Source organism: Flavobacterium sp. PL11, from assembly GCF_035985025.1.
Taxonomy (GTDB): domain Bacteria; phylum Bacteroidota; class Bacteroidia; order Flavobacteriales; family Flavobacteriaceae; genus Flavobacterium.
On record NZ_JAXCIA010000029.1, the window covers coordinates 21414 to 47248 of the forward strand.

The window sequence follows — 25835 nt, forward strand, 5'->3', positions numbered from 1 at the left end:
CAGCCGCAAAAATAATTTGTTTTCAATTGCGTAAAAGGAGCTTCCTGTGGTCGCTCTTTTCCGCAAGAAAACAATATTATTTTTTACAGCTGTATTTTCACTTCAATCGGGGCTACGGGATTTGCGATAAAATGATGAATTAAGTAATTAGAATAATTTAAAAAATAAGATATTTGCAGCAATAATTTACAAATTGATAGTAATAGATAACATTCAACAAATTACGTCTATAATATCAAAAACCATATAGCACAAAAATGGCATCAAAACCAAGTATTCCTAAAGGAACCAGAGATTTTTCACCTTCTGAGGTGGCAAAACGACAGTATATAATCCAGATCATTAAAAGTAATTTCGAAAAATTCGGTTTCCAACCTATAGAAACACCTTCTTTTGAAAACTCCGACACATTAATGGGAAAATACGGTGAGGAAGGCGATCGTTTGATTTTTAAAATATTAAATTCAGGTGATTATTTGGCGAAAGCCAATGCCAGCCATTTAGAAAATAAAGATAGCGTAAGATTAACCTCAAGCATTTCCGAAAAAGCATTGCGTTATGATCTTACCGTACCATTTGCACGATATGTGGTGCAACATCAAAATGAAATTGAATTTCCTTTTAAAAGGTACCAAATCCAACCCGTTTGGCGTGCTGATCGTCCTCAAAAAGGCCGTTTTAGAGAATTTTATCAATGCGATGCTGATGTAGTGGGATCAAAATCACTTTGGCAGGAAGTAGAACTTGTTCAATTATATGATACTGTTTTTAGCGCTTTAGGATTAGAAGGAGTGATTGTTAAAATCAATAACAGAAAAATATTATCTGGAATTACGGAAGTAATAGGTGCTTCAGATAAATTGATAGATTTTACAGTTGCTTTAGATAAGTTGGATAAAATAGGTGAAGATGGCGTAAAAAAAGAAATGATTGAAAAAGGAATTGCTGAGGACGCCATTGTAAAAGTGCAACCTTTATTTAATTTCACAGGAACTATTACAGAAAAAATCGAAAAACTTTCAAGTCTACTTTCAGCTTCTATTGAGGGCATGAAAGGGGTGGAAGAACTACGTTTTATCTGTAATAATGTAGCAAAACTAGGGTTGCGTAGTGCTGTGTTGGATTTAGATGTAACCTTAGCTAGAGGATTGAATTACTATACAGGAGCGATTTTTGAAGTTGCTCCACCAAAATCTGTAGCAATGGGATCCATTGGTGGTGGTGGACGTTATGATGATTTAACGGGCATCTTTGGCTTAAAGAACATGAGTGGCGTAGGAATCTCTTTTGGATTAGATCGAATTTATTTAGTGATCGAGGAACTAAATCTATTTCCAGAAACGGTTACCTCAACATCTAAAGCGCTATTTATAAATTACGGCGATACTGAAGCTTTACATGCAATGCAAGCAATATCAAAGTTGAGAAATACAGGGATAAAAGTAGAATTATATCCCGATAATACAAAGGTTGCTAAGCAATTTCAGTATGCTGATAAAAGAGGGATTCCTTACGCTATTATTATTGGCGAACAGGAAATAGAATCCAATTTATATTCACTTAAAAATTTAGTTTCGGGTGAGCAAGTTTTACTGGATTTTGATCAATTGCAGGCCGCTTTAAAATAACTGCAAATTAAAAATTATAAAAAAGCTTCGTTTGTTATAAACGAAGCTTTTTTAGTATAAAAATAAGGTGAATTAATAATTGTGTAGAAACACAGAAAGCATTTAGTTTAATTGACCAATAGCTTACTTTCACAAATATAGAAAAAGAAGGCATATATAATCTTAAAATAATCCTAAAATTTAGAATTTTTCAGTTTGAGAGTTTTTAAAATTTAGAGAAGATGAAAAGATGACATGATGACAATTTGACATTTAGATACAATTGGCAATACTTTTGCTATCCATGGAAAAGATTAACCATGAAGTTTAAAAATATTTTTAAAAATAATAGTAATATGGCTACTGAAAATACAGAAATCAATCAAGAATTAGAGGATACAACATTAGAAACTAATGCTGCTGAGGAACAATTAAATGTAGAGGAGTTAAGTCTTGAAGAACAATTATCTCAAGATTTAGCAAAAGAGAAAGATAAATATTTGCGATTATTTGCTGAATTTGAAAATTATAAAAGAAGAACTACTAAGGAGCGCATTGAGTTATTCAAGACCGCTAATCAAGAAGTTCTATTAGCTATGTTGCCTATATTAGATGATTTTGACAGAGCTATTACTGAAATAAGTAAAACGGATGACGGACCTTTACTGGAGGGAGTAGCGCTTATAAATGAAAAATTAAAAACCACTTTAATAAGTAAAGGATTAGAGCAAGTTGATGTTAATGTTGGGGATGCTTTCAATGCTGACTTTGCTGAGGCAATTACTCAAATTCCTGCTCCAACAGAGAAAATGAAAGGTAAAATTGTTGACGTACTTGAAAAAGGATATAAGTTGGGAGACAAGATTATTCGTTTTCCAAAAGTCGTTATAGGTCAGTAATATACAATTTTAGAGAAGTAATCTTATTGCGTCTTTAATTTTGCAAGAAAAAATAAAAATGAAAAAAGATTTTTACGAAATATTAGGCATTACAAAAAGTGCCGATGCTGGTGAGATAAAAAAAGCATATAGAAAGCAAGCTATAGCGCATCATCCTGACAAAAACCCTGGAGACAAATCGTCAGAGGAAAAATTTAAATTAGCTGCTGAAGCGTATGAAGTACTAAGCGATCCTCAGAAAAAAGCGAAGTACGATCAGTACGGTCACCAAGCTTTTGATGGTTCAGGAGGTTTTGGTGGCGGTGGTCACGGCGGCATGAATATGGATGATATTTTTAGTCAATTTGGTGATATTTTCGGAGGCGGTTTTGGTGGCTTCGGAGGTGGAGGCGGTGGCGGAGTTCGTCGTGCTAAAGGAAGTAATCTTCGCATCAAAGTAAAATTGACATTAGAGGAAATAGCTAATGGTGTTGAGAAAAAAGTAAAAGTAAAACGTAAGGTTCAAGCTGCTGGTGTTAGTTATAAAACATGTTCTACCTGTAATGGTCAAGGTCAGGTTATGCGTGTAACTAATACAATTTTAGGACGTATGCAATCGGCTTCAACGTGTCCTACTTGTAGTGGATCAGGTCAAATATTAGATAAAAAACCAACTAATGCCGATTCACAAGGAATGGTGCTGGAAGATGAGACGGTTTCTATAAAAATACCTGCAGGAGTTGTCGACGGAATGCAATTAAAAGTTTCTAATAAAGGGAATGATGCGCCAGGAAATAGTATTCCAGGTGATTTAATTGTCGCTATTGAAGAATTGGAGCATGAATCGCTGAAACGCGAAGGCGAGAATTTACATTATGATTTGTACATTAGTTTTGCTGAAGCGGTTCTTGGAATTTCTAAAGATATTGAAGCTATAAATGGTAAAGTAAGAATAAAACTAGAAGAAGGAATTCAATCTGGAAAAATACTTAGATTAAAGGGTAAAGGTATTCCAAGTATTAACGGGTATGGTAACGGAGATTTATTAGTACATGTAAATGTTTGGACACCAAAAACATTAAATAAAGAACAAAAACAGTTTTTTGAAAATGCATTGACCGATGATAATTTTATTCCAAATCCAGAAAAAACAGATAAATCATTCTTTGAAAAAGTAAAAGATATGTTTTCATAAATAAGATTGTACTTAGTTGTCCTATAATCAATATATTAAAACCCATCCTTAATTAAATTAGGATGGGTTTTTTACATAACAATAGGTAGATCGACACTAATTATTTACTTTTACGACAATCAAAAATAAAGCATGAGTACTATACTAGAGGTTAATAAAGTAGTAAAAAAATATGGCGATTACGTTGCGCTAAATGAAGTGACATTGTCGGTTCCTAAAGGAAGTATTTATGGCCTCTTAGGGCCAAATGGTGCCGGAAAAACATCTCTAATCCGAATCATCAATCAAATAACTTTACCAGATAGCGGTCAGATAATTCTTGATGGTGAGCCATTGCAAGCTAAACATGTTCAATACATAGGTTATCTTCCAGAAGAAAGAGGTTTATATAACACCATGAAAGTGGGTGAGCAATGTTTGTATCTTGCACAAATGAAGGGGCTTTCTAAGGCTGAAGCTAAAAAACAACTCGAATACTGGTTTGATCGATTAGAAATAAAGGGCTGGTGGAATAAAAAAATTCAAGAATTATCGAAGGGAATGGCGCAAAAAATTCAGTTTGTAGTTTGTGTGCTGCACAAGCCAAAATTGTTAATTTTTGACGAACCTTTTTCTGGCTTTGATCCTGTAAACGCTAATGTAATCAAAGATGAAATTTTAAAGTTACGGGAAGATGGTGCAACCATTATTTTCTCAACACATCGTATGGAAAGCGTTGAAGAATTGTGCGATCATATTGCTTTAATTCATAAGTCTAATAAATTAATTGAAGGAGAGCTAAATGATGTTAAAAGACAGTTTAAGACCAATAGTTATGAAGTAGGCGTTCTATCTAATAATGTAGAAGGATTAATGTATAATATCACACAGAAATTCAAAGTACGTCCAGCTAGTTTTAAATCGTTAAATGATTCTTTAAAATTAGAAATTCAATTAGGAAATGCAACGCCAAACGAGCTTTTAAATTTGCTCACGCAAAGCGGACAGGTCAATCATTTTGTCGAGAAAATACCCACTGTTAATGATATTTTTATTCGTACAGTAAGTGATAAGTAAATTTCAAATTTCAAATTTCAAATTTCAATTTCCAAAAATTTTAAAATTAATATTGATTATTTAAATATTATGATTTTTAAAATCAAAAATCATTAATCTGAAATCAAAAATCTAAATGAGTATAATTTCATTAATTATAAAGAGAGAATTTATCACTAAAGTGCGCAATAAATCATTTATTGTGATGACTTTTTTGAGTCCATTATTTTTTGTCGCCCTTGCAGCATTCGTTGGTTATCTAAGCTCTATGAAAGCGGATACGAAACGAATTGCTATTCATGATGAATCAGGATTATTTGTAAAAGAATTTACTAATAAAAACAGCAAACAAGCCGAATATAAATACTTAGACTTATCAGCTATTGACTTGAAATTTCTAAAAGACAGCATTACTAATGAAAATTATGAGGGACTTTTAATTATTCCAAAACCCATAAATTCTAAAGATTTTGAGAATAATATTCAGTTTATATCGAATGACAGTCCAAGTATCGTTTTTGTAGAAAGAGCTCAAAACCTGATTGCAAATAAATTAACAAAAACAAATCTTATTAATGCTAATTTAGATACGTTAGCTATAAATAAGGCCAAAGCTAATGTGAATATTAGCCTTGCAAAAGCATCTGGTGAGGAGACTGTGAAGGGTTTAAACGAAATCAAAATTGGTATTGGTGGAGCTTTCGGATATCTAATTATGATGTTTATCGTGATTTATGGAAATATGGTAATGCGAAGCGTTATTGAGGAAAAAACCAGTAGAATCGTTGAAATTATTATCTCTTCTGTAAAACCATTTCAGCTTATGATTGGTAAAATCGTAGGAACCGCTTTTGCAGGATTACTTCAATTTTTTATTTGGGCGGTAATTGGTTTGTCATTAATGTTTGCGGCTTCGGTGTTTTTTGGCGTCAATGTGGGTCCAACAGCAAAAATTTCTCCCGAGATGATGCAGGCTGCTCAGCAAGAAATGGCTGGTACAGTGCAAACGTATATAAGAGAATTATGGAATTTACCCATTGCTAGTATTTTGATTGGTTTTGTAATTTATTTCATTGGTGGTTATTTTCTTTATAGTTCGTTTTATGCCGCAATAGGAGCAGCAGTCGATAATCAAACTGATTCTCAACAATTCTTGTTACCTATTATTATGCCTTTAATTCTAAGTGTATATGTTGGTTTTTTTACTGTAATCAATGATCCTCACGGCACAGTTGCGGTTGTTTTTTCAATGATACCGCTAACATCGCCTATTGTAATGCTAATGCGAATTCCGTTTGGTGTACCTTTGTGGCAAATTGCAATTTCAGTAACACTCTTATTTGCAACTTTCTTTTCGGTAGTTTGGTTTGCTGCCAAAATATACCGAATTGGAATATTAATGTATGGTAAGAAACCAACATGGGGCGAATTATACAAATGGTTGAAATATTAAGTGTAGTTTTTAGTCCTATTGGATAGTGAATAGTGAATAATGATTAGTCAATGATCAATAGTGAATTAAATAGGTCAAGCTCACCATTATTAAAATATTAAAAACTCAAATTTTATTTTGGTTTTTAAAAACGTAGAAAAATAAAGGAGGTTTGCCAAAAGTTCACAGCCAAAAGCCTTTTAAAAAATATGGAAGTTTGTTAAAAGTTCACAGCCAGTAGCCAACAGCCAAAAGCCAACAGTCTATTTAAAATTATAAAAATGCCAAAAATATTAATCATAGAAGACGAAGCTGCAATTCGCAGGGTACTTACTAAAATACTTTCTGAAGAAAACGATACCTATCAAGTAGAAGATGCTGAAGATGGCGCGATAGGTCTCGAAAAAATAAAAAATAACGATTACGATCTTGTTTTGTGTGATATAAAAATGCCTAAAATGGATGGTGTTGAGGTTCTTGAAGCCGTCAAAAAAATCAAACCAGAAATACCAATGGTTATGATTTCTGGACATGGCGATATGGAAACGGCTATAAATACTATGCGATTGGGTGCATTTGACTATATTTCAAAACCACCTGATTTGAACCGATTGTTAAATACGGTTCGCAATGCATTGGACAAAAAACAACTTGTGGTTGAAAATAAAATTTTAAAGAAAAAAGTTAGTAAGAACTACGAAATGATAGGTGAGAGCGAAGCTATTAATCACATTAAAGTGATGATTGATAAAGTCGCTGAAACCGAAGCACGCGTTTTAATTACAGGGCCAAATGGTACCGGAAAAGAACTGGTTGCTCATCAATTACATGAAAAAAGTGTAAGAGCTAATTTCCCTTTGATTGAAGTGAATTGCGCTGCAATTCCATCTGAATTGATAGAAAGTGAATTATTTGGTCATGTAAAAGGAGCTTTTACATCAGCAGTTAAGGATCGTGCAGGAAAATTTGAAGCGGCCGATAAAGGAACTATATTCTTAGATGAAATTGGTGATATGAGTCTTTCGGCTCAAGCCAAAGTGTTACGGGCTTTACAAGAAAGTATGATTACGAGAGTAGGTGCTGATAAAGACATAAAAGTAGATGTACGTGTCGTTGCAGCGACTAATAAAGATCTAAAAGTGGAGATCGCAGAAGGTCGTTTTCGCGAAGATTTATATCATAGGTTAGCTGTTATCTTAATAAAAGTTCCTGCTCTAAATGAAAGACGTGATGATATTCCAATGTTAATTAGCCACTTTGCAGAAAAAATTGCTTCTGAACAAGGAAATGTAGTAAAGAAGTTTTCTCTATCAGCAATAAATTTATTAAAAGCATACGACTGGACAGGAAATATCCGTGAATTGCGCAATGTTGTAGAACGCTTAATTATCTTAGGAGGAAGCGAAATATCAGAAAGTGATGTAAAGCTTTTTGCAAGTAAATAAGAGTTCTATATATTTAAAGCTAAAGATGACAAAATCTAAAAAGTTTCGGTTTATACTTTTATCTCTTTTAATTTTATTTTTAGCGTTTAAAACTTTTCGATTTTTTCAAATTGACAGTTGTTTAGATAGTGGAGGAAATTGGAATTATAGTACTAACGAATGTAATAATTGAGTTGGATAAAGTTTGATTAGTAAATACAACTTTAAGTGGGTTATCAGTCTTTATACAAATCTTTGTGAAAAAATAAAAATGAAATTAAAAAAAATAAACGAAAAATTACAAGAGGCGCTCACTGAAAATGGTTTAACCGTGGCTAATGCGTTGCAACAAGAAACATTTTCAACAGTAAAAAGTGGTGCTGATTGTATAATCATTTCAGGAAAAGGGAGTGGAAAAACGACTACAATTGTATTAAATGTGATTCAGCAATTGGCTAAGGAAACAGAAGAATCTCCACGCGCTTTGATAATAGTTGAAGATAAAGCCAAGGTTTTAGAAATGGAAGAACTTTTTGAGAAGTATGGAAAATATACTGATCTTCAGGTGTATGGTGTACACGATAAAGGAGATATGGAATATGATAAAAACTATATTTCATCGGGCGTTGACGTATTAATAGGGACGCCAAATAAATTAAGCGAGATGTTTACAACGGCTGGATTTAATGTGAATCGTTTAAAAATGTTTATCTTAGATGACGCCGATCCTATTTTGAAACTTCGCCATGAAACTAAAATTATGCGTATTTCAAACAGTATCAACAAAACACAACGTATTATTTTTTCTGATATGTTAACCGATAGAATAGAAATTTTGGCCGATAAAATGCTGTTAGAGCCATTTTTATTTCAAATGGATGAGGAAGATAATGATGTTGACGATTACAACGAAGATTTAGATGCTTAAAATTAATATTAATCAATAAATAATAACAACATGGGACTAATGAAAGTGTTTTCGGGAAGTGAAATTCTAGCAATGGCATTGCAGCAAAAAATTGAAGCTATTGGCGTTGATGTAGTAGTCAAAAATAACATCCAATCAGCCCGATTAGGTGGTTTTGGAAATACAGATTTGGCGGTTGAATTGTTTGTGCAAGAAACAGAATTTGGAAAAGTAAATCCTGTTATTGAAGAATTTAGAATGAGTATCTAAACTCAAATTATAATTGATAAAATAATATAATGAAATACAAAATGCTGGTCTTGGACATGGATGACACCTTGTTGACCGATGACCACAAAATTTCAGAAGAAAATAAAGAAATGCTCTTTAAGGCGCAGGAAATGGGAGTTTATATTGTGTTAGCTTCGGGCAGACCTACATTAGCAATGACCTCCTTTGCCAAAGAGTTAAAATTAGATATTAATAATTCATTTATGCTTTCTTTTAATGGAGCTGTTGTTACCGATTTGAAAGAGGATAAAGTGTTGTTTGAACAAACTTTAACTCAACAACAAATTCATGAATTATATGATTACAGTTTAAAAAGCAATACACATATAATTACTTATATTGATGATGCTATTTTGAGTGAAACCGATTCAGAATATATCGAAATCGAGAAAACTATAACGGGATTGAAACACAATAAGGTTCCCAGCTTTAAAGATGCTGTAACTAAGTCAGCTGTAAAATGCATTTTACTAGAGGAACCTACTTATCTCAAAAAAATCGAAGCCGACTTAAAACTGGCTATGCCACATTTGAGTGTTTCCATGTCAAAGCCTTTTTTCTTAGAAGTGGCTCAAAACGGAATTGATAAAGCAGCAAGTGTAAAATTCTTAGCCAAGAAATTGAATATATTGCAGAGTGAAATTATTGCTGTTGGTAATGCCGGAAATGATTTATCAATGATAGAATATGCAGGATTAGGTGTTTGGGTGGACAACGTTGATCCAGAATTGAGACATAGAGCTGATTTTATCGTTGCTTCAAATAATAATCATGGTGTTGCTGAAGTGGTAAGGAGATTTATAATAAATTAAAAGTCCGTTTAAAATTTATAAGATCCGATATTTATGCTCTGAGAAAGTTTAAGTATCGGATTTACTTTTTAATAAATTTTACGGTGCTTCGGTTTAGTGGATATTAGTTTGTAAATTTGCACACTTAAATTTTTTGACAACGATTTCATTAGTTTAAGACTTATTATGGAAAATAGAAAAAAAGTTGCTTTTTATACGCTTGGTTGTAAATTAAATTTTTCTGAAACGTCAACAATTGCACGTTCCATTGAAGACGAAGGTTTTGATCGTGTTGATTTTGAAGAAGTGGCAGATATGTACGTAATCAATACCTGTTCAGTAACTGAAAATGCAGATAAACAATTCAAGCAAATTGTAAAAAAAGCGATGAAGTTGAATAATAAAGCATTTGTCGCTGCTGTAGGTTGTTATGCGCAATTAAAACCAGAAGAACTCGCCGCTGTAGATGGTGTTGATTTAGTTCTTGGTGCAACCGAAAAATTTAAGATCACTGATTACATCAATGACTTGTCCAAAAATGATATGGGCGAAGTACATTCTTGCGAAATTTCTGAAGCTGATTTTTATGTAGGTAGCTATTCTATAGGGGATAGAACCCGTGCTTTTTTAAAAGTGCAAGATGGATGTGATTACAAATGTACGTATTGTACCATTCCATTAGCCAGAGGAATTTCTAGAAGTGATGAATTACAAAATGTACTAAAAAATGCTAAAGACATTTCAGCTCAAAATATTAAAGAAATTGTTCTGACTGGAGTGAATATTGGCGATTACGGAAAGGGTGAATTTGGGAATAAAAAGCACCAACATACTTTTCTCGAACTAGTTCAGGAATTAGATAAAGTAGAAGGAATTGAGCGTTTAAGGATTTCGTCCATTGAACCTAATTTATTAAAAAATGAAACCATTGAATTTGTTTCTAAAAGTAGAACTTTTGTACCACATTTTCATATTCCGTTGCAATCAGGCAGTAATGCTATTTTGAAGCTGATGAAACGTCGCTATCAGAGAGAAGTTTATACTGAAAGAGTAAATAAAATACGTGAGGTAATGCCACATGCGTGCATTGGTGTGGATGTAATTGTGGGTTTTCCAGGTGAGACAGATGAGCATTTTTTAGAAACTTATAATTTCCTAAACGAGATGGATATATCATATCTACACGTTTTTACATATTCAGAACGTGATAATACGGAAGCTGCAACGATGGAAGGAGCTGTGGCTGGAAATGTTCGCGCTAAGCGAAGTAAAATGATGCGTGGATTATCTGTGAAAAAACGACGTGCTTTTTATGAAAACCAATTAGGAAGTAATAGAACGGTGCTTTTTGAAAGTGAAAATAAAGAAGGTTATATCCATGGATTTACTGAAAATTATGTAAAAGTCAAAACACCATGGAATCCAGAACTAGTAAATACAGTACACCAAATCAATCTAACTAAAATTGACGAAGATGGAAGTGTGAGGATGGAATTTATGGCAGAATTAGTTTAAAATACATTCTATAAAACATTAAAACCCCTTGTAATAAAGAGGTTTTAATGTTTTATAGAATGTTATACCAATTGTGTTTTGAATTTACTGCTTTGTATCTTGTTAAATCGTGCTCTTCGTCTGCGCTCAGGACAGGTTTTAGTCGAGATTATCATCACTTGCAAATAGGGTTTCGACTGCGCTCAACCGGACAAAAAATCACAAGCTTATTACAGTATATTCAAAGGTGAAGTGGTATCATTAAGGATTTGTAGACCAAATGCTACTGTTTTTTATAAATACTCTGCGATTTAATTTAAGCTGAGCAATAATTAACTCCGCCATATCTTCTGCTTGCATTACTTTTTCAGGATTGCCATCGGTGAGATTTAGTTCCTTAGCCATATTAGTTGCAACGGTACTTGGCGTCAAAGCGGTTACACGAATATTATGTTTTCGAACCTCTTGCATTAACGAATCAGTTAAGCCTAAAACTGCAAATTTAGAAGCGCTATAAGCACTTGTCATGGCGTTTCCATTTAAACCCGCTGTTGATGAAATATTAATAATATCACCCGTATTTCTTTCGATCATATTAGGCAATACGGCTCGTGTTACATAATACGTTCCCATTAAGTTCACTTTAATTATGTTCTCCCAAGCTTTAGGTTCTAATTCTAAAAACTTTCCAAAAGCAGCAATTCCAGCATTATTAATTAAGATATCAATCGTTTTGAATTCGTCTAACGCTTTCGTTACTGCCAAATTTACAGAATGTATATCAGCAATATCTGCTATAACAGTTAACGTTTTTACACCAAGATCTTGAGCTTCTAACGCCACTTCATCTAATTCAGCTTGTGTTCTTGATAGTAAAATTACATTTACACCCTCTTTGGCTAACGCTAAAGCTACCGCTTTACCAATTCCTTTTCCAGCACCGGTAATCAGTGCATTTTTATTTTTTAAATCATTCATTATTTTGCTATTTATATTGATTTTATCAAAGTTAGACTATTTGATTTTTTAACCAATGTTTAAAATTAATAATAGGAGATTATTAACTTCATAATTCTAAATATTATGCTACGAGCAATAATTAAGTAAGAAAGATAGTAAATTATGTAATTGTTTTTTATCTAAACTATGGCACATTTGCAATAAAGATTAATCACTCTTATTTGTGATTTGGTCCCATACTATTTTCATCGAATTTAAAATGATGAACTATTTAATTTCAAAAAACGATTATGAAAAAAATTAATTTATTACTATCTATTAGCATTTTAATATTTTTAGTTTCCTGTAAAGAGCAAAAAGAACAGCAAGCTGTTGAATCAAATTCTACTGTAGAGCCAGTTGTTAAAGTTGAAAGAAAAGAGCCTAAAAAGAGATCTTATCATTTAGAAACAGCCAAAGATTGGTTGGCTAAAAACGGTACTGATAGTGCACAAGCAAATATTGTATACGCGATAAACAGAACGGATGCGGCCAATTTTAAAAAAATGGATTCGGTGATCATTGCAGATGATTGGAATGGCGACTTAGAATTTTATATGCCATTTCCTTTAGAAATTTATGCCATTAGAGAGATTAACAAAATTGTTTACTTTTCCTATCCCACTCAAACCTTTGCTGCGTATGAAAAAGGACAGTTAATTTATACAGGGCCAACTAATATGGGAAGAGAAAAGGATAAAACGCCTACCGGACTTTTCTTTACTAACTGGAAAGCAGAAGAAACGGTAAGCACTTTTGACGATGAGTGGGAATTGCGTTGGAATTTTAATATCGCCAATAAATTGGGAGTGGGATGGCATCAATATAGCTTGCCAGGTTATCCAGCATCTCATTCCTGTTTAAGACTTCAAGAAAATGATGCTAAAAAGTTATATGAATTTGCTGAGCAATGGGAATTATCTGATCCAGAAACGGTAAAGGTGAAGGGAACGCCAGTGATTGTTTTTGGGGATTATGATTTTAAGGCTCCTAAACCTTGGATGCAATTATTAAAAAATCCAAAAGCACTTGATATTTCTGAAAACGAAATAGAAACTATAACTAAACCGTTTGTAGCTAGCATTTTGAAAGAACAAAAAATCAGACAAGATTTTAAAAATACTAATAACCAATCAAAGTAACCAATTGTCAATTATTGGAATCAACCTAATCAATATGTTGTATTAAACAAAAAAAAACTCCTGATTTACAGGAGTTTTTTTATTAATCGAATTTATTTTTTATATAATATTTACCATCTAAATCTTCGTCAAACTCGTCGATTTTAACTGGTTTTGGTTTCGGTTTAATAGCCATTGCTTTCTTCTTCCACATTTCAAATTTCTCTGCAGGCATCTTCTTTTTCATGATCTCCAGAATTTCTTTTTCGGCTAGACCATATTCCTTTTTGATTGTCTCAAAAGGATTCTTTTCTTCTAAAGCCATTTTAACAAGTTTTTCTGTTTGCTCCCAGTTCAATTCTTTTCGGTTACTCTTTTTCATCACGTGAAAATTAATTCAAATAAGTTGTTAATGATTAATAAATTACATTTTTTATTTGATACCAATATTAAGAAAAAAAACAATTAAATCTAATTAAAAATTGAAAATTTTTATATTTTTTAGTCATTTTAATTTACTTGCGTTTTTTGAAAAGGTATTTTTAATAAATTTTTTAAATTGTTATGCTATTTTGCGTCAGGATGGGTATCTATTCTATAAATGATCTGTTCTCGTGGAAGCGCTAAAAAAGTTCCAAATAAGCGATCCCAAATTGAAAAAATATTTCCATAATTGCTATCAGTATAAGGTAATTTATGGTGGTGATGTACTTTATGCATATCAGGAGAAACTAAAAAATAGCTTATAAAATTGTCAAGCTTTTTAGGAAGTGAAATATTAGCATGATTGAATTGCGATGCGATCACGGATAGACTTTGATATAAAAAGACGAGCCACATTGGGCTTCCAATAATTAAAACTCCAAGCGCTGTAAAACCAAATTGAATTAAGCTTTCACCAGGATGATGTCTATTAGCGGTTGTAGTATCAATCCAAGTGTCTGTATGATGGATCAAATGAAATTTCCAAAACACCTTGACTTTATGTTCAATTAAATGAACTAAATAAGCTCCAATTAAGTCCAGTAAAAGTAAGCCTATAAATGTATATAGCCAAATAGACATCTGAGGTAGCCATTGTAAAATACCAAAATCATGAATAACTGAAAAACCAGCAATCTTTAATAATATAAAAGCCAATAAAAATTAACTAATATGGTAGTTGCAGTAAAGAATATGTTAATTCCTGCATGTCGCCATTTTTTATAGTTAAAATGAAATAAAGGATAAGCGTTTTCAATTAACCAAAAATATAGTGATCCCACCAATAAGAATTAAACTTCTATGAGAAGAGGGAATAGTAGAAAAATAAGAAACGATATCGTTCATAAGAGGCCGGATAAACATCAAATATGATAAATTTCATATCACTTACTATTATTTTATTCTTCTGAACAGCAGTAAATTCGTCTGGAAATATTTCACTAATTAGAGCATATAATGGAGATTTGATTCTTAAAGATTAAAAACCAATATACTATAATTATTGGTAAACGAGGCCAAATGTGTGATGAATAGATTCCTGCAAGTGGTTGCACTGATTTGATGTTATTTCAAGAATTGCTACTTACACTGATGTAAAATTGAAACAATTAAAAGAAAAGAATTTTGATAATTTCCAAGAACGTTAGCCGAATTGATGAAGATATGGCAAAAAATGATATTTATTTTCCTTTTTTATTAGAAGATACGCCCAAGAAATAAAGTGGTAATGTTAACAAAACATAAAAACCCCTCTGATAGAAGGGGTTTTTATGTTTTGATATAGTACAGTAATTTTTTTAAGATGAAAATTATTTTATCAATCGGAATGTAAGATTTATCCGTGCGCCAATTGGTTTTGTGGTTTTTGGAATTTGATGTTTCCAGAAATGTTGCGTAGTTCCTTTCATCAATAGTAAACTGCCATGTTGTAAAGTAATAGTTGTTTTTTGAGACTTATCAGAATTATGCTTCAACTGAAAAACACGCTCAGCTCCAAAACTTACTGATGCAATTATAGGATTTAAGCCTAACTCTTTTTCGTTATCGGCATGCCAACCGTTACTATCTTTTCCATCGCGATAATTGTTTAATAACACGGTGCTAAAATTAGTTTCAGCGACCAGCTCTACTGCTGTTTTTATTTTTTGCAAGAGCAAATTCCACGGATGAGGTACCATTTTTATATTCGAATAAGAGTAAGTCAAGCCTTCATCTCCATACAAAGCCGTTAATCGAGGCTGTGGATATATTTTACCATAAACCTTAATGTCATCTTGTTGCCATAAGATATCTTTTTGTAATTCAGTATAAATAGAATCAGCAATTGACTGATCATAAAAAGTAGGAAAGTAAATTATTTCAGCATCAGGCAAGTCAAAAAATAATGGTTCAGAAGTAGAGTCAAATAATTCTTTCATTTGGTTAAGTGTATTGATAAGCCCAATATATTAGACCCAGTTGTAATGGCATACGCAAGAGCAAAATCCATTTTGGCAAACCCATTCCCGCCTTTGGATCAAAGTACATATATAAATGTGTTGGAAAAATAGCTACTAATAAAGCAATAATTCCCCAAGCAGCGAAATGTGAAATTATAGGAATACACAAACCAATTCCAAGAATAATCTCAGCTATACCGCTTAAAATATTTAGCAATTTAGGGTTTGAAAAATAAGGTGGGATGATTTTTATATACATTCTTGGACTTCTAAAATGGTTAATTCCCGCTATTATATAAATAAAAGCCATTACATACAAATGCGAAGGTAAATTCATAATACTATTGTTTTAGACGAATTTATAAAATATCTACCAGTTTTGTAATAATGGATATATGTTTTGTTATTCTTAAATTACAGTTTTTTTCTTGAAATTTACATTCATGATAACAATAGCCACAATAATTAAAACAATTCCAAACCATTGCAATGGGATCACAGGTTCATTCAATAAAGTATAAGCCATCATTACGGATACAGGAAGTTCTAATGCTGAGACAATACTACCTAAACCAATTCCAGTCATTGGGAAACCAGCGTTTAAAAGCATAGGAGGAATTATAGTTCCAAAAAGAGCTAATATTATTCCCCATTTAGCGAAAATTTCAAAATTAAAAGCAGTGACTTGTGTGATTAGAGCAAAACTGAATACAATAATCGAACCTCCTAATAACATATATAAGCTTCTTTGCGCTGATGAAATGTTAATGGCTACCTTATTAGCTGTGAACATAGTTGTCGTAAATGAAGTTGCGGCTAATAAACCAAATAAAAGTCCTAATGGCCAGTTAAAAGTTGCATCATTAAAGTCGATTTTAAAAATGTTTATTGCTAAGGCAGTTCCAGTTAAAACAATAATTACAGAAATTATCTTTTGTAGTGACGGTGCTTTTTTATCTAAAAACCATTCTAGCAAAACACCCATCCAAACGGTTTGCATCAACATTACGATCCCAATGGAAACAGGAATATATTTAACAGCTAGATAATAAAAAAGGCTTGTCATTCCTAGTGATGTTCCAGCGAGCATCAACTGAAAAATATTTTTTTTAGAGGCTTTAAGCGCTGTGTTTTTATTTTTTATCTTTTGAAATAAATTTAAAAGTAACAATCCTATAATTCCATAGATAAATTGAGAAGTTGTTACTTCTGCCGTTGTATATCCTTCTCCGTAAGCTATTTTTACAAAAGTGGCCAGCATTCCGTAGCTCGTTGCACCCACGGCTACTAAGAAAACTCCCTTTAATACGTTGTTCTTTGTCATTTAATTAAATTTTTAAAAGCGGGCAAAGATAGGCTTTAGTTATAAATTATGAATCATAAAAAGACCGTTAAAATATGAGTAGTAATTTGATAATATCAAAACAGTTTTTTTTAATTTAGCTTTTAAATTAAATATAAACTTCATTATGTAACATTTCATTCAATCTGTAGTCTATATAGATAGTTAAATATAAATGATGAAAAATAATTTCTTACTAAGTTTACTATTTTTGGGTAGTACTTGTACCCTTGTTGCTCAGGAAACTCCAGCAAAAGCAGTTGAATTGAATGAAGTGGCTATACTAAAAATTAAAAAAGCGGTTGAGCAAAAAGCGGATAGGACCGTATTTGATTTTGCCAGTCAGCCAAGTTTAAACACGGGTTCAGTGTTAGAAGGAATTAAAAAATTGCCAGGACTTATAGCGTCAGATGTGGCAGGAATGATGTATCAAGGCAAGCAACTTGATGTATATTTAGACGGAAGACCTTTAAATATTACCACTAATGAGTTGAATTCTTTTTTAGAGGGAATGCCAGCTAATGCTATTGAAAAAATTGAAATCATAACACAACCTGGTGCCGAATTCCCTGCAACTTCTGGCGGTGCTATTATGAATATTATTACTAATGCCAATGCGAAAAAGTATTTGAGTGCCACTTATACTAATAGCACTAATGTTACAAATTATGATAACGTAAGATGGCGTGTAAATAACAGCTTATTATTGAGTGCTAAAAATAAATATTTTGGATGGCAACTTAATCTTGGGCAAAGCTATAATGAAAGCATGCTAATCACTTCTTTAACTAAAAACGTTAATACTGTAGCTTCACCGCTTTCTACCACTAATGCAGATCGAGTAGGAAGAACTAACTTTATAAAATCAGCGGTAACTTTTGATATCGGTAAAGATCGGTTATTGCTTAATTATGATTTAAATTACAGCAATAATAATAGCACTACATTAGGTAAAGGACCAGGTTTTAGTACTAATGATAACTCCTTTACAGATGCCTTGCGTCAAGATTTTGTTGCCACATATCAAAAGAAGTTTGAAGATAGAGCTAAAAAATTGGAGTTTAAAGTCAATTACAATGACAATCTAAATGACTTTTTACTTAATTCAGCACTTAATAATGTAGCTGTATTAGATAATGAATCACAGCAGCAAGTGTTTAATGCTAAATTTGACTACTCACAACCTATTTCATTATCTGATGAAGGGAAATTAAGTTTTGGCGGACTTTTCGAATCTTTACTTTTTGAAACGCAAAGCAAAAATATTATCAATTTAGATTATCAGCGAAAGACAGCTGCAGCTTATGCTGAATTTCAAACGAAATTTGATAAGTTTAATTTTATAGTTGGTGGTAGAGCCGAAGATTACAACATCTCAGGTAAAACAAATACGGCAAGTTTAATTCCTTTTAAACAGTTTCGTTTTTTTCCAAATGCAAGTGCTCAATATAACTTTGATGATGCTATCTATTTCAATGTCAATTACAATAAAAAAATTAGTTTACCGAGCACTTCTGCCTTAAATCCAAATAATACTAATTATCAAAATCCTAATATTGATTACTCTGGAAACCCAAATTTGCAGCCTACCATTTTTGATAATTATGAAGTTAAGTTAAGCGCTTTTGATTATGCTTTTATTGGATATAATGTAAGTTCAGCCCAAAACCAAGTAATTAATAGAGTATTGCTCACTAATGATGTTGTGGTTAATACTAGTGTTAATGTGCCACAAATTAAGGTTCATAACTTTAATGTGGGAATGCCTATTCCTTATATGTTATTTACAGAAGGGCTAAAAGAAACCATTAAAATGAATGTAAACCCAGACACGATGAACTTTTTATATGTGTATGCCGCCTATCAATATCATGAAATACCAGAAATAAAAACGAATGGATTTTGGATGTTCAATTTGATGTCTCAAATTGTGTTGCCAAAAGATATTAAGTTTGTAGCTAACTTTAATTATATGTTTCCAAAAGGAAATTATTTTTACTTTATTGTAGAAAAACCAATGAGAAATAATGTTGATTTGACTTTCTCTAAAAAGTTTTTCAAAGACCAAATTTCAGTTTCATTGAGTGCTAATGATATCTTTAACTCTAATCGAACGGTAGTTAGTTCCTATAACACACCACTAGTACTATCGAATAAAAATGACTCTCGCCGATTTGGTTTTAGTATTAATTACAAAATCCCCACTAGAAATAAATTGGCTAAAGAAGATCCAAGTTTATTGAATAAGGAGAAGAAAGAAGAAGGTGAAGGGAATTTGAATCAGTAAACATATTGCTTTAAGGACATCTTTGAATGGATCAAAAATCTTTAAAAAAGTCCTTGAAGTGCCTTGTTTTTAATCCCTATTGTAGTGTAATCAAAGTCTAGTTTGTTTTGTAACAAACTAGCATATACACTTCTAAAATCTGTAGCGTATTTTAAATCGCCTTGATCTAAATCAGAAAGATTAGGATTGTTTCCAATGATCTTTCCTTTATTGTTTCCACCAATAACAAACATAGGTGCTGCCGTTCCATGATCGGTTCCTTTGCCATTATCTTTAACGCGTCGACCAAATTCGGAAAAGATAACGATGGTCACATTTTGTAATAAAGCTGCCTTTTTTAAATCAGTATAAAAACTAAATAGCGCATCATCTACATCAGCTAATTTGTTTTTGTGTATCGTCAATTGATTATCATGTGTGTCAAATCCATTTAAGCAGGTATAATACACTTTTGAATTTAGATTTCCCTTAATTAATCGAGCGATCCAAGCAAGATTTGTACCCAAACCAGTTTTAGGATAACTGATTTCTGTAGTTGATTTTGAGAGGGCTTTCTGAATTTCATCAGAACCTTCGGTGACTGAATTCGCAATTTTTCGAACAAAATCTAATTGAGGATTAGTCGATAAAAGACCTTGATCTTCCTTTTGACTTTTAGTTTTAAAAAAATTTGGATTTTTTACGGTAATAGAATTGGGTTCTACACCTTTCAATGCTAAGTTGTCAACATGGTCTAAGTTGATGCCAGCAGTAGGTTGGTGATCTTTACACTGCAAATCTAAATAACGTCCTAACCAACCTTCATTTATATATGTATTAGAATCTGATGCAGTTTGCCATATTTCCTGACTCCGAAAGTGCGAGCGATTTGGCTCTGGATATCCCACATTTTGAATCACTGATAAATCGCCATTTTGCTGCATCTTCGCAAATCCTTTTAAAGCGGGGTGAAAAGCCATTCCTTGATTTTTACCAATGACATCTTCTTTAGACAAAGCTATTTTTGGACGTAAGTCATAATATAAAGGATTGTCAAAAGGTATAAACGTATTTAAGCCATCGTTCCCACCACCTAATTGAACAAAAACTACACACTGATCACCAACAATCAAGTTTTTTTGTGAGCCAAATGCATGCAAAAAATCAGGTAAAATTAATGCTCCGCCAGTAAATGTACCCGTAAGTGTCAAAAAGTTTCTTCTATTCATTTGTAGCATATTAATATTAAATTAATTGATATTCGGGTAGTTTTACCATCGCATTTACTAAGCGCATCACTACCTGATCAGAATTTTCAGCCTTTGCATTAAAATCATATTTTAGTATGGTTTCAAAATCTTTTTGAGTTGCCTCATCAACGCTACAAAGCAAGCGATCTTTAAGTTCAGCAATTATTTGCTTGTTGTTCCCATTATTATTCCATTCAATCTTTGCAGTGTTTCTATTGACTGTTTTTTTATTCATTTCCTCTTTTGGTTTTGCTACTTTTCGGTTTAAACCTCGTCCGTTACATAGTAAATCGGCAACGTTATTTCGTTGCAAATAAACCTGTGAGGTCAACCAGGAATTCCCGCCTACCCATCCTTTTACATTATTTTGGTTAAACAAATCCATTCCCTGATCTTTTATAAAATACACAATTGCTTTTGGATTTGCATTTTCGATATGTAATTCTGCCAGTAATTGCAAAGTGTATTCTATTGGATTTTTAATCTTCGAACCCGCATTATCTTTTGAAAATTCTTCGTTAAAAATTTTAGTCAATAATGGTTTTATTTCAAAATCCATTTCTCTGAAATAATCACCATAATACTTGACTAATGCTTCTTTTGGGCTGTCATAAATAAACCAAGCCAGAATTTTTCGAGTAATTAAGTAAGGAATTTCTTTTTGTTCGAAAATAATGTCTACTAAATCATCAGCTTTAAAATTTCCTGTTTTTCCAAAATAGGTTTTTGAATTATTGTCTTCTAAACCACGACGGTATTTTGCTCCATCCTCGCCAATAGTTAAACCTGCTAAAGCCCTGGCACCATTTTTAATATCAGCTTCGCTATAATTTCCTACACCCAGCGTGAATAATTCTAACAACTCCCGACTTAAATTTTCGTTATTTTTGCCTTTTTTATTATCTGTATTGTCAAGATAACGAACCATTGCGTTGCTATTCAGGATTTTTTTAGTCAAATCCTTAAAATTACCAAAAGCATTTTCTTCTAATATTTGAATGTGCTGATAGATATAATAATTCACTTTTACTTTTTGAAAAGTAGCTACAAAGTGGTTGTGCCAAAAACAGCTCATCTTTTCACGAAGTGGGAACTCATCCGTTCTCATTTTTTCAATCCACCACGATTTCATTTCTAGCGATACTTTGGCTTCGGAAATTCGGAGACGCTTCCTTGCTTCTTTATTATCTAATTTGTATTGCATGCGTATTTCCTTGAAATCTTCAAAAGTTTTTGGACTGTTTTCAAGAAAATTAGGAATTTTATTTTTAGTTATGGTTTCAAAGGACTTTTCAATAAATTTTGTCAAACCCAACTTCGAAATCGTGGGTGCTTGTTTACTGGAAAAACCAAGACGTAAGGACCACAGTATATTATTGTCCATATTTTGTGAGTTAGGTTAAAGTGGAGATCAATTAACGCATTTACTTGAAATAAAAAACAACTTAATAAACATATTCGTCATTAAGTTGTTTCTAATTTGAAGCCTAAATAGGACATGGATATTTTTAAAAGGTTTAATGAAGTTTTAAAATAAATTCATTAGCGGAGAAAATAATAATAAGTGAATTGACGATGTATTAATTCTAATGATGTTATAATGCTTGTTTATTTTGTTACGTCATAATCTATACTTTCCAATTCGACAATAATTTCATTTTTTCGATTTAAAACTTCGAATGGTGCATTATAACCTAAAAAATAAAATCGATTGGTATATTTGACACCCTCTCTGTTGAGAGCGTTTGTCAGCTCTTGCTTGTATTTTTCAATTTTTTCATCATTAGCCCAACCACCAAAACTAATTGCAGCCACAGTTTTAGCTGGTTCCTCTCGGAATTTGATTTGGGATTCATTTGGTTGAGGTAGCGTCTCTTTATTAAATTTCTTTGGAACCATAAACATCATAGTGGTTGAATCTCCCAGCAACATTGCTACTGGCGAGGTCATCGCTATTTTTTCATTTTTCTTATTTCCTCCAAAAATGTAACCTGCTAAAACAGAGAATCCTTTACTTGAAGACTCTTTGTATTTATTTCCAGACATATTAACAGCGGTAAATAAAGTAGCTTCATAGCTTCTTAATTCAAAATCTTTATACTTTTTATTGACTTTATAAGGATAAGTTTCAATATTTCTTTGTCCGTTCATAAAGAATACTTGCACGCCAATAAAGACTACGGCAGCAACACCGAGAATTATATATACTATTTTCATAATTTTTTTATTTTCTAAGTTACGATAAAATTAGATTTCCTACCAATAAAATAAATCCCTCTACTTTTTGATTTTTAGAACAGAATCGAGCTACAGCAATGTGAATCGTCTATATAATTAGGATTTACATTAATGATTAACAGTCAAATCATAAACGTCAAGTAGTCTATCAATAAATTATTTAATGAAATTAAAACAATTACATTAGTTCCAGTATTTTCTATATAAGCACTCTTAATATCAATGATTTAAGTTTTTCTTTGATGTCTTATTATTCCTTTTTACTTTTCATCTCTTCCATTACCATTTGATAATTATTTAAGATTGCCCCAACCAATAAATTTAATAGTAAAAAAGTAGCAACAACAAACCAAGACACATGATAGATCGTTATAATTGTTTCATGTGATTCTATAACATTCATTCTACTTGCATGAACTAGGTTATACCTAAGATCAGTCCAATCTTCTCCAGTAAGTATACGAAAAAGAGTAAACATAGTTTCTCCTAAGGAACCATAAGGATCAGGAGCTATTCCAGGCGCATTAGGAACTTGAGTTAAATATTCCGTTAGTACTTTTCCTTTACTATCATCTATCGTATCAATTGTTGGTAATTTAAAAAGTGTAATTCCAATAATGGCAAACAGATACATAAAAATAAAGAAAAATATTCCATTATAAAACAATGCAGAAAGTGAACGAATGAGCACTGAGGTCATTATTTTAAGTTCAGGAAAAGCGCGTAAAAGTCTAAAAACTCTAAAAATACGCAACACTCTTATAGCAGTTATTACAGATGCGTTAGTAAACATTTCCTCGGGTACATAAGTGATCAAAACGATAGTAAGATCAAATATATTCCAGCCATCAGAAAAGAATGATTTTATACTGTCCCTAGCTATCCATCTCAAAGTGATCTCTATTGTGAAAATTACTAAAGCAATGTTTTGAATTACTAAAATTAAAGGGTTTTGTGAATAGGTCTCAATTCCAATCAATGTGCAATTGACTATAATTACAGCAGCTATAAAGTATTCAAATGCTTTTTGATTGATACTATTTTTTACTAATTCAGCTATTTTTGTATTCATTAGAAATGTTCTTTTTTATTAATTCTTGCGTTATTGTTCGTCAAAACAGCAGCTTAATATTGTACTAATTTTCATCAAAAATAGTTAATTATTTCAGTATTTCTGAAAAGCATTTAAAGTTTTTTTAAGGACCGAAATTTGATTATTTATAGCGCAACAATAGCAGCATAACTCCTTCGAAGATGACATAATGAGTTACTAATTTAAAACTTATAGAAGTATAGTGAAGCTGCTGTTTTTTTAAGACTTTGTACAAAGGAGATCTTAAAAAATATGGTTCAAGGTGTATTCAAATCAACAATGTTTATTCACGCAGGAAACTAGTTTAATATTTTGAAGTCAAATAGGAGCTGCTTGGTTTGAATTAAGGCACGCCAATTAATAAAAAACAAACAGAACAACATTGAAAATCCGAGTATAAAACTTGCAACGGACTGCCACGAAAAGAGGTTATCTACAATGTTTTGTTGATTTTCAGAAGCAAATTTTCCTAAATGTAAAGCAATAGAATCACTGGTAAACTTGCCTATTAAAAAAGGAATAATGATATAAATAGGTTTAATCTTTGAGATTCCCGCGCCTAAAAACAGTGGCGTGGTAGGAAGTGGCAATAAGGAATAAGCGAGCACTACTAAAACACCTTTCCACTTATTTTCGTTCATTTTTTCGCCAAGAAACTTAATATCTTCATTTCGAGATGCTTTTAAATATTTATTAGCCATTAATGGAGCATATAATAGAAGGATATACCGCCCCAAAACAGATCCGATAACCCCAATTATAATAACTGCCCAGACATTTAAGTCAAAAAGAATTTGAAAAAACACCATTATTGTAAATGCTGGCGCAAAAGGAAAAGGCACTATGTCAAATAAAAACGCACCTAAAAAAACTAATAGATAATGCCACCACATATTTTGAAATGTATTTTAGTTCTCAACCAGATTAATAATGAATTAAGATTTTCGGCGTGAGCAATGAATTTCAAAACTACAATGATTTTTATGATAAAGGAATAATTTTAGATTTTCAGTTTCGATAATAGCTGAATCCGATAAATAAATTTTGCAGTTCAATTTTATAATTTGCAAAAGTCTAAACTTTATTTATAAATCTTAAATCCTTAAAAATTAAAATCAAATTAATTTAATTAATTTAAAAGTACGCACTGCAGCACTGGCGTAAGTGCCACCTTTAATAATATTTTATCAATAGCGTCCTAAACGATTAAAAAGGGAAGGAGTTTTTATCCCTCAAAAAATTACCTTTGAGGTTCTCCATAAAACGCACCTTCCCTATGTCAAAAGTAACATTATTTTCGCAAATTATCGGCAAATTAGACCGTTCAAGATTTTCTAGATTGGTAGCATTTCGTCAAAGTGACAAACATCAAAAAGGATATGATAGTTGGACACATCTTGTTTCAATGTTATTTTGCCATTTCGCCAAAAGCAAGTCCGTTAGAGACATTAGTAATGGGCTGCGATCTGCAACAGGAAATTTAAATCATTTGGGAATTAAACGTGCACCTTCTAAATCCACTATCAGCTACCAGAACAAAAATCGGAACTGGGAGCTCTTTAGAGATTACTATTATTTACTGCTTGAAAGTTTAGGACAGCAGGCGGGATTTAAACAAGTAAAGTTCCGAATAAAGAGCAAAATATTTTTATTGGATAGTAGTACAATAAGTCTTTGCCTTTCGTTATTTGATTGGGCCAAATACAAAACTAGTAAAGGAGCTATAAAAATGCATACACTCCTTGATTATGATGGAAACCTGCCCGCCTATGTGAACATTACAGATGGCAAGACAGCAGACAATAAAGGTGCCTATGACATCCCTTTGATTAAGAGGAGTGTTATTGTTGCCGATAGATTTTACAATGATTTTACTTTGCTAAACAATTGGGACAGCAACACAGTATTTTTCGTCATAAGACACAAAGAGAACCTTAAATACAATACTATAAAAGAGTTGGATCTTCCTGACGATAAGTTGCAGCACATTATGAAAGACGAGATAATTGAGCTAGCTAATGAAGACTCAAAGAAAAAATATCAAGGGAA

At 32.1% G+C, this 25835-nt stretch carries 23 protein-coding genes and 1 pseudogene; 13 read left to right on the forward strand and 11 right to left on the reverse strand.

Features of this window, described 5'->3' with window-relative positions:
- Positions 1 to 257: 257 nt before the first annotated feature.
- From hisS to mtaB, 10 genes are all read left to right on the forward strand, one after another.
- Positions 258 to 1628, forward strand: a complete 1371-nt coding sequence (gene hisS, locus RCH18_RS13455; RefSeq protein WP_326937283.1) for a histidine--tRNA ligase — start codon at positions 258 to 260, stop codon at positions 1626 to 1628.
- Positions 1629 to 1927: 299 nt separating this feature from the next.
- The gene (locus RCH18_RS13460) at positions 1928 to 2506 is read left to right on the forward strand and encodes a nucleotide exchange factor GrpE (RefSeq protein WP_326937284.1); all 579 of its coding nucleotides are present in this window, start codon (positions 1928 to 1930) and stop codon (positions 2504 to 2506) included.
- A 58-nt stretch (positions 2507 to 2564) separates the two neighbouring features.
- The gene (dnaJ, locus tag RCH18_RS13465) at positions 2565 to 3680 is read left to right on the forward strand and encodes a molecular chaperone DnaJ (RefSeq protein ID WP_326937285.1); all 1116 of its coding nucleotides are present in this window, start codon (positions 2565 to 2567) and stop codon (positions 3678 to 3680) included.
- 132 nt (positions 3681 to 3812) lie between these two features.
- On the forward strand, positions 3813 to 4736 hold the full coding sequence (locus RCH18_RS13470; RefSeq protein ID WP_326937286.1) for an ABC transporter ATP-binding protein: 924 nt from the start codon (positions 3813 to 3815) through the stop codon (positions 4734 to 4736).
- A 115-nt stretch (positions 4737 to 4851) separates the two neighbouring features.
- Positions 4852 to 6168: an ABC transporter permease gene (locus RCH18_RS13475; RefSeq protein ID WP_326937287.1), complete on the forward strand. Its 1317-nt coding sequence runs from the start codon at positions 4852 to 4854 to the stop codon at positions 6166 to 6168.
- 260 nt (positions 6169 to 6428) lie between these two features.
- Positions 6429 to 7592: a sigma-54-dependent transcriptional regulator gene (locus RCH18_RS13480; RefSeq protein WP_326937288.1), complete on the forward strand. Its 1164-nt coding sequence runs from the start codon at positions 6429 to 6431 to the stop codon at positions 7590 to 7592.
- Positions 7593 to 7842: 250 nt separating this feature from the next.
- Entirely contained in the window at positions 7843 to 8499 is a 657-nt protein-coding gene (locus RCH18_RS13485; RefSeq protein ID WP_326937289.1) for a DEAD/DEAH box helicase, read from the forward strand.
- Between the two features lie 30 nt (positions 8500 to 8529).
- Positions 8530 to 8748, forward strand: a complete 219-nt coding sequence (locus tag RCH18_RS13490; RefSeq protein WP_326937290.1) for a DUF2007 domain-containing protein — start codon at positions 8530 to 8532, stop codon at positions 8746 to 8748.
- Positions 8749 to 8777: 29 nt separating this feature from the next.
- The gene (locus RCH18_RS13495; protein ID WP_326937291.1) at positions 8778 to 9581 is read left to right on the forward strand and encodes a Cof-type HAD-IIB family hydrolase; all 804 of its coding nucleotides are present in this window, start codon (positions 8778 to 8780) and stop codon (positions 9579 to 9581) included.
- Between the two features lie 165 nt (positions 9582 to 9746).
- Positions 9747 to 11075: a tRNA (N(6)-L-threonylcarbamoyladenosine(37)-C(2))-methylthiotransferase MtaB gene (gene mtaB, locus RCH18_RS13500; RefSeq protein WP_326937292.1), complete on the forward strand. Its 1329-nt coding sequence runs from the start codon at positions 9747 to 9749 to the stop codon at positions 11073 to 11075.
- 240 nt (positions 11076 to 11315) lie between these two features.
- Here the strand turns inward: mtaB and RCH18_RS13505 are convergent, their stop codons facing one another.
- Positions 11316 to 12032 carry a 3-ketoacyl-ACP reductase gene (locus RCH18_RS13505; protein WP_326937293.1) on the reverse strand — a complete coding sequence of 239 codons (717 nt, stop codon included), beginning with the start codon at positions 12030 to 12032 and terminating at the stop codon, positions 11316 to 11318.
- A gap of 272 nt (positions 12033 to 12304) precedes the next feature.
- Here RCH18_RS13505 and RCH18_RS13510 point away from each other — a divergent pair, with 272 nt between their 5' ends.
- Positions 12305 to 13195, forward strand: a complete 891-nt coding sequence (locus RCH18_RS13510) for a L,D-transpeptidase (RefSeq protein ID WP_326937294.1) — start codon at positions 12305 to 12307, stop codon at positions 13193 to 13195.
- Positions 13196 to 13277: 82 nt separating this feature from the next.
- On the opposite strand, the gene RCH18_RS13515 is transcribed toward RCH18_RS13510, so the two are convergent.
- The 5 genes and pseudogenes from RCH18_RS13515 to RCH18_RS13535 all read right to left on the reverse strand — a co-directional run bounded on the left by RCH18_RS13515 (position 13278) and on the right by RCH18_RS13535 (position 16921).
- Positions 13278 to 13556 carry a DUF2805 domain-containing protein gene (locus tag RCH18_RS13515; RefSeq protein WP_326937295.1) on the reverse strand — a complete coding sequence of 93 codons (279 nt, stop codon included), beginning with the start codon at positions 13554 to 13556 and terminating at the stop codon, positions 13278 to 13280.
- A gap of 185 nt (positions 13557 to 13741) precedes the next feature.
- Positions 13742 to 14503 (reverse strand): annotated as a pseudogene (locus RCH18_RS13520) (sterol desaturase family protein).
- A gap of 464 nt (positions 14504 to 14967) precedes the next feature.
- A complete protein-coding gene (locus RCH18_RS13525) occupies positions 14968 to 15576 on the reverse strand; it encodes an alpha-ketoglutarate-dependent dioxygenase AlkB family protein (protein WP_326937296.1) in 609 nt (202 codons plus the stop codon).
- Positions 15577 to 15580: 4 nt separating this feature from the next.
- Positions 15581 to 15934, reverse strand: a complete 354-nt coding sequence (locus RCH18_RS13530; protein WP_326937297.1) for a DoxX family protein — start codon at positions 15932 to 15934, stop codon at positions 15581 to 15583.
- 72 nt (positions 15935 to 16006) lie between these two features.
- Complete coding sequence (locus RCH18_RS13535; RefSeq protein ID WP_326937298.1) at positions 16007 to 16921, reverse strand: DMT family transporter; 915 nt, start codon at positions 16919 to 16921, stop codon at positions 16007 to 16009.
- 193 nt (positions 16922 to 17114) lie between these two features.
- Here RCH18_RS13535 and RCH18_RS13540 point away from each other — a divergent pair, with 193 nt between their 5' ends.
- The gene (locus RCH18_RS13540) at positions 17115 to 19226 is read left to right on the forward strand and encodes a TonB-dependent receptor domain-containing protein (RefSeq protein ID WP_326937299.1); all 2112 of its coding nucleotides are present in this window, start codon (positions 17115 to 17117) and stop codon (positions 19224 to 19226) included.
- Between the two features lie 41 nt (positions 19227 to 19267).
- Here RCH18_RS13540 and RCH18_RS13545 read toward each other — a convergent pair whose 3' ends face one another.
- From RCH18_RS13545 to RCH18_RS13565, 5 genes are all read right to left on the reverse strand, one after another.
- Positions 19268 to 20434, reverse strand: a complete 1167-nt coding sequence (locus RCH18_RS13545; protein WP_326937300.1) for a DUF1501 domain-containing protein — start codon at positions 20432 to 20434, stop codon at positions 19268 to 19270.
- Positions 20435 to 20450: 16 nt separating this feature from the next.
- A complete protein-coding gene (locus RCH18_RS13550; protein ID WP_326937301.1) occupies positions 20451 to 21839 on the reverse strand; it encodes a DUF1800 domain-containing protein in 1389 nt (462 codons plus the stop codon).
- A 224-nt stretch (positions 21840 to 22063) separates the two neighbouring features.
- A complete protein-coding gene (locus RCH18_RS13555) occupies positions 22064 to 22672 on the reverse strand; it encodes an SOUL family heme-binding protein (protein ID WP_326937302.1) in 609 nt (202 codons plus the stop codon).
- A gap of 271 nt (positions 22673 to 22943) precedes the next feature.
- Positions 22944 to 23765 (reverse strand): ion transporter, encoded by an 822-nt coding sequence (locus RCH18_RS13560; protein WP_326937303.1) that lies wholly within the window; start codon positions 23763 to 23765, stop codon positions 22944 to 22946.
- Positions 23766 to 24085: 320 nt separating this feature from the next.
- Complete coding sequence (locus tag RCH18_RS13565; protein ID WP_326937304.1) at positions 24086 to 24679, reverse strand: hypothetical protein; 594 nt, start codon at positions 24677 to 24679, stop codon at positions 24086 to 24088.
- A gap of 383 nt (positions 24680 to 25062) precedes the next feature.
- Here RCH18_RS13565 and RCH18_RS13570 point away from each other — a divergent pair.
- Positions 25063 to 25835, forward strand: a 773-nt coding sequence (locus RCH18_RS13570) for an IS4 family transposase (protein WP_326937305.1), incomplete at its 3' end; no start/stop codon positions are given.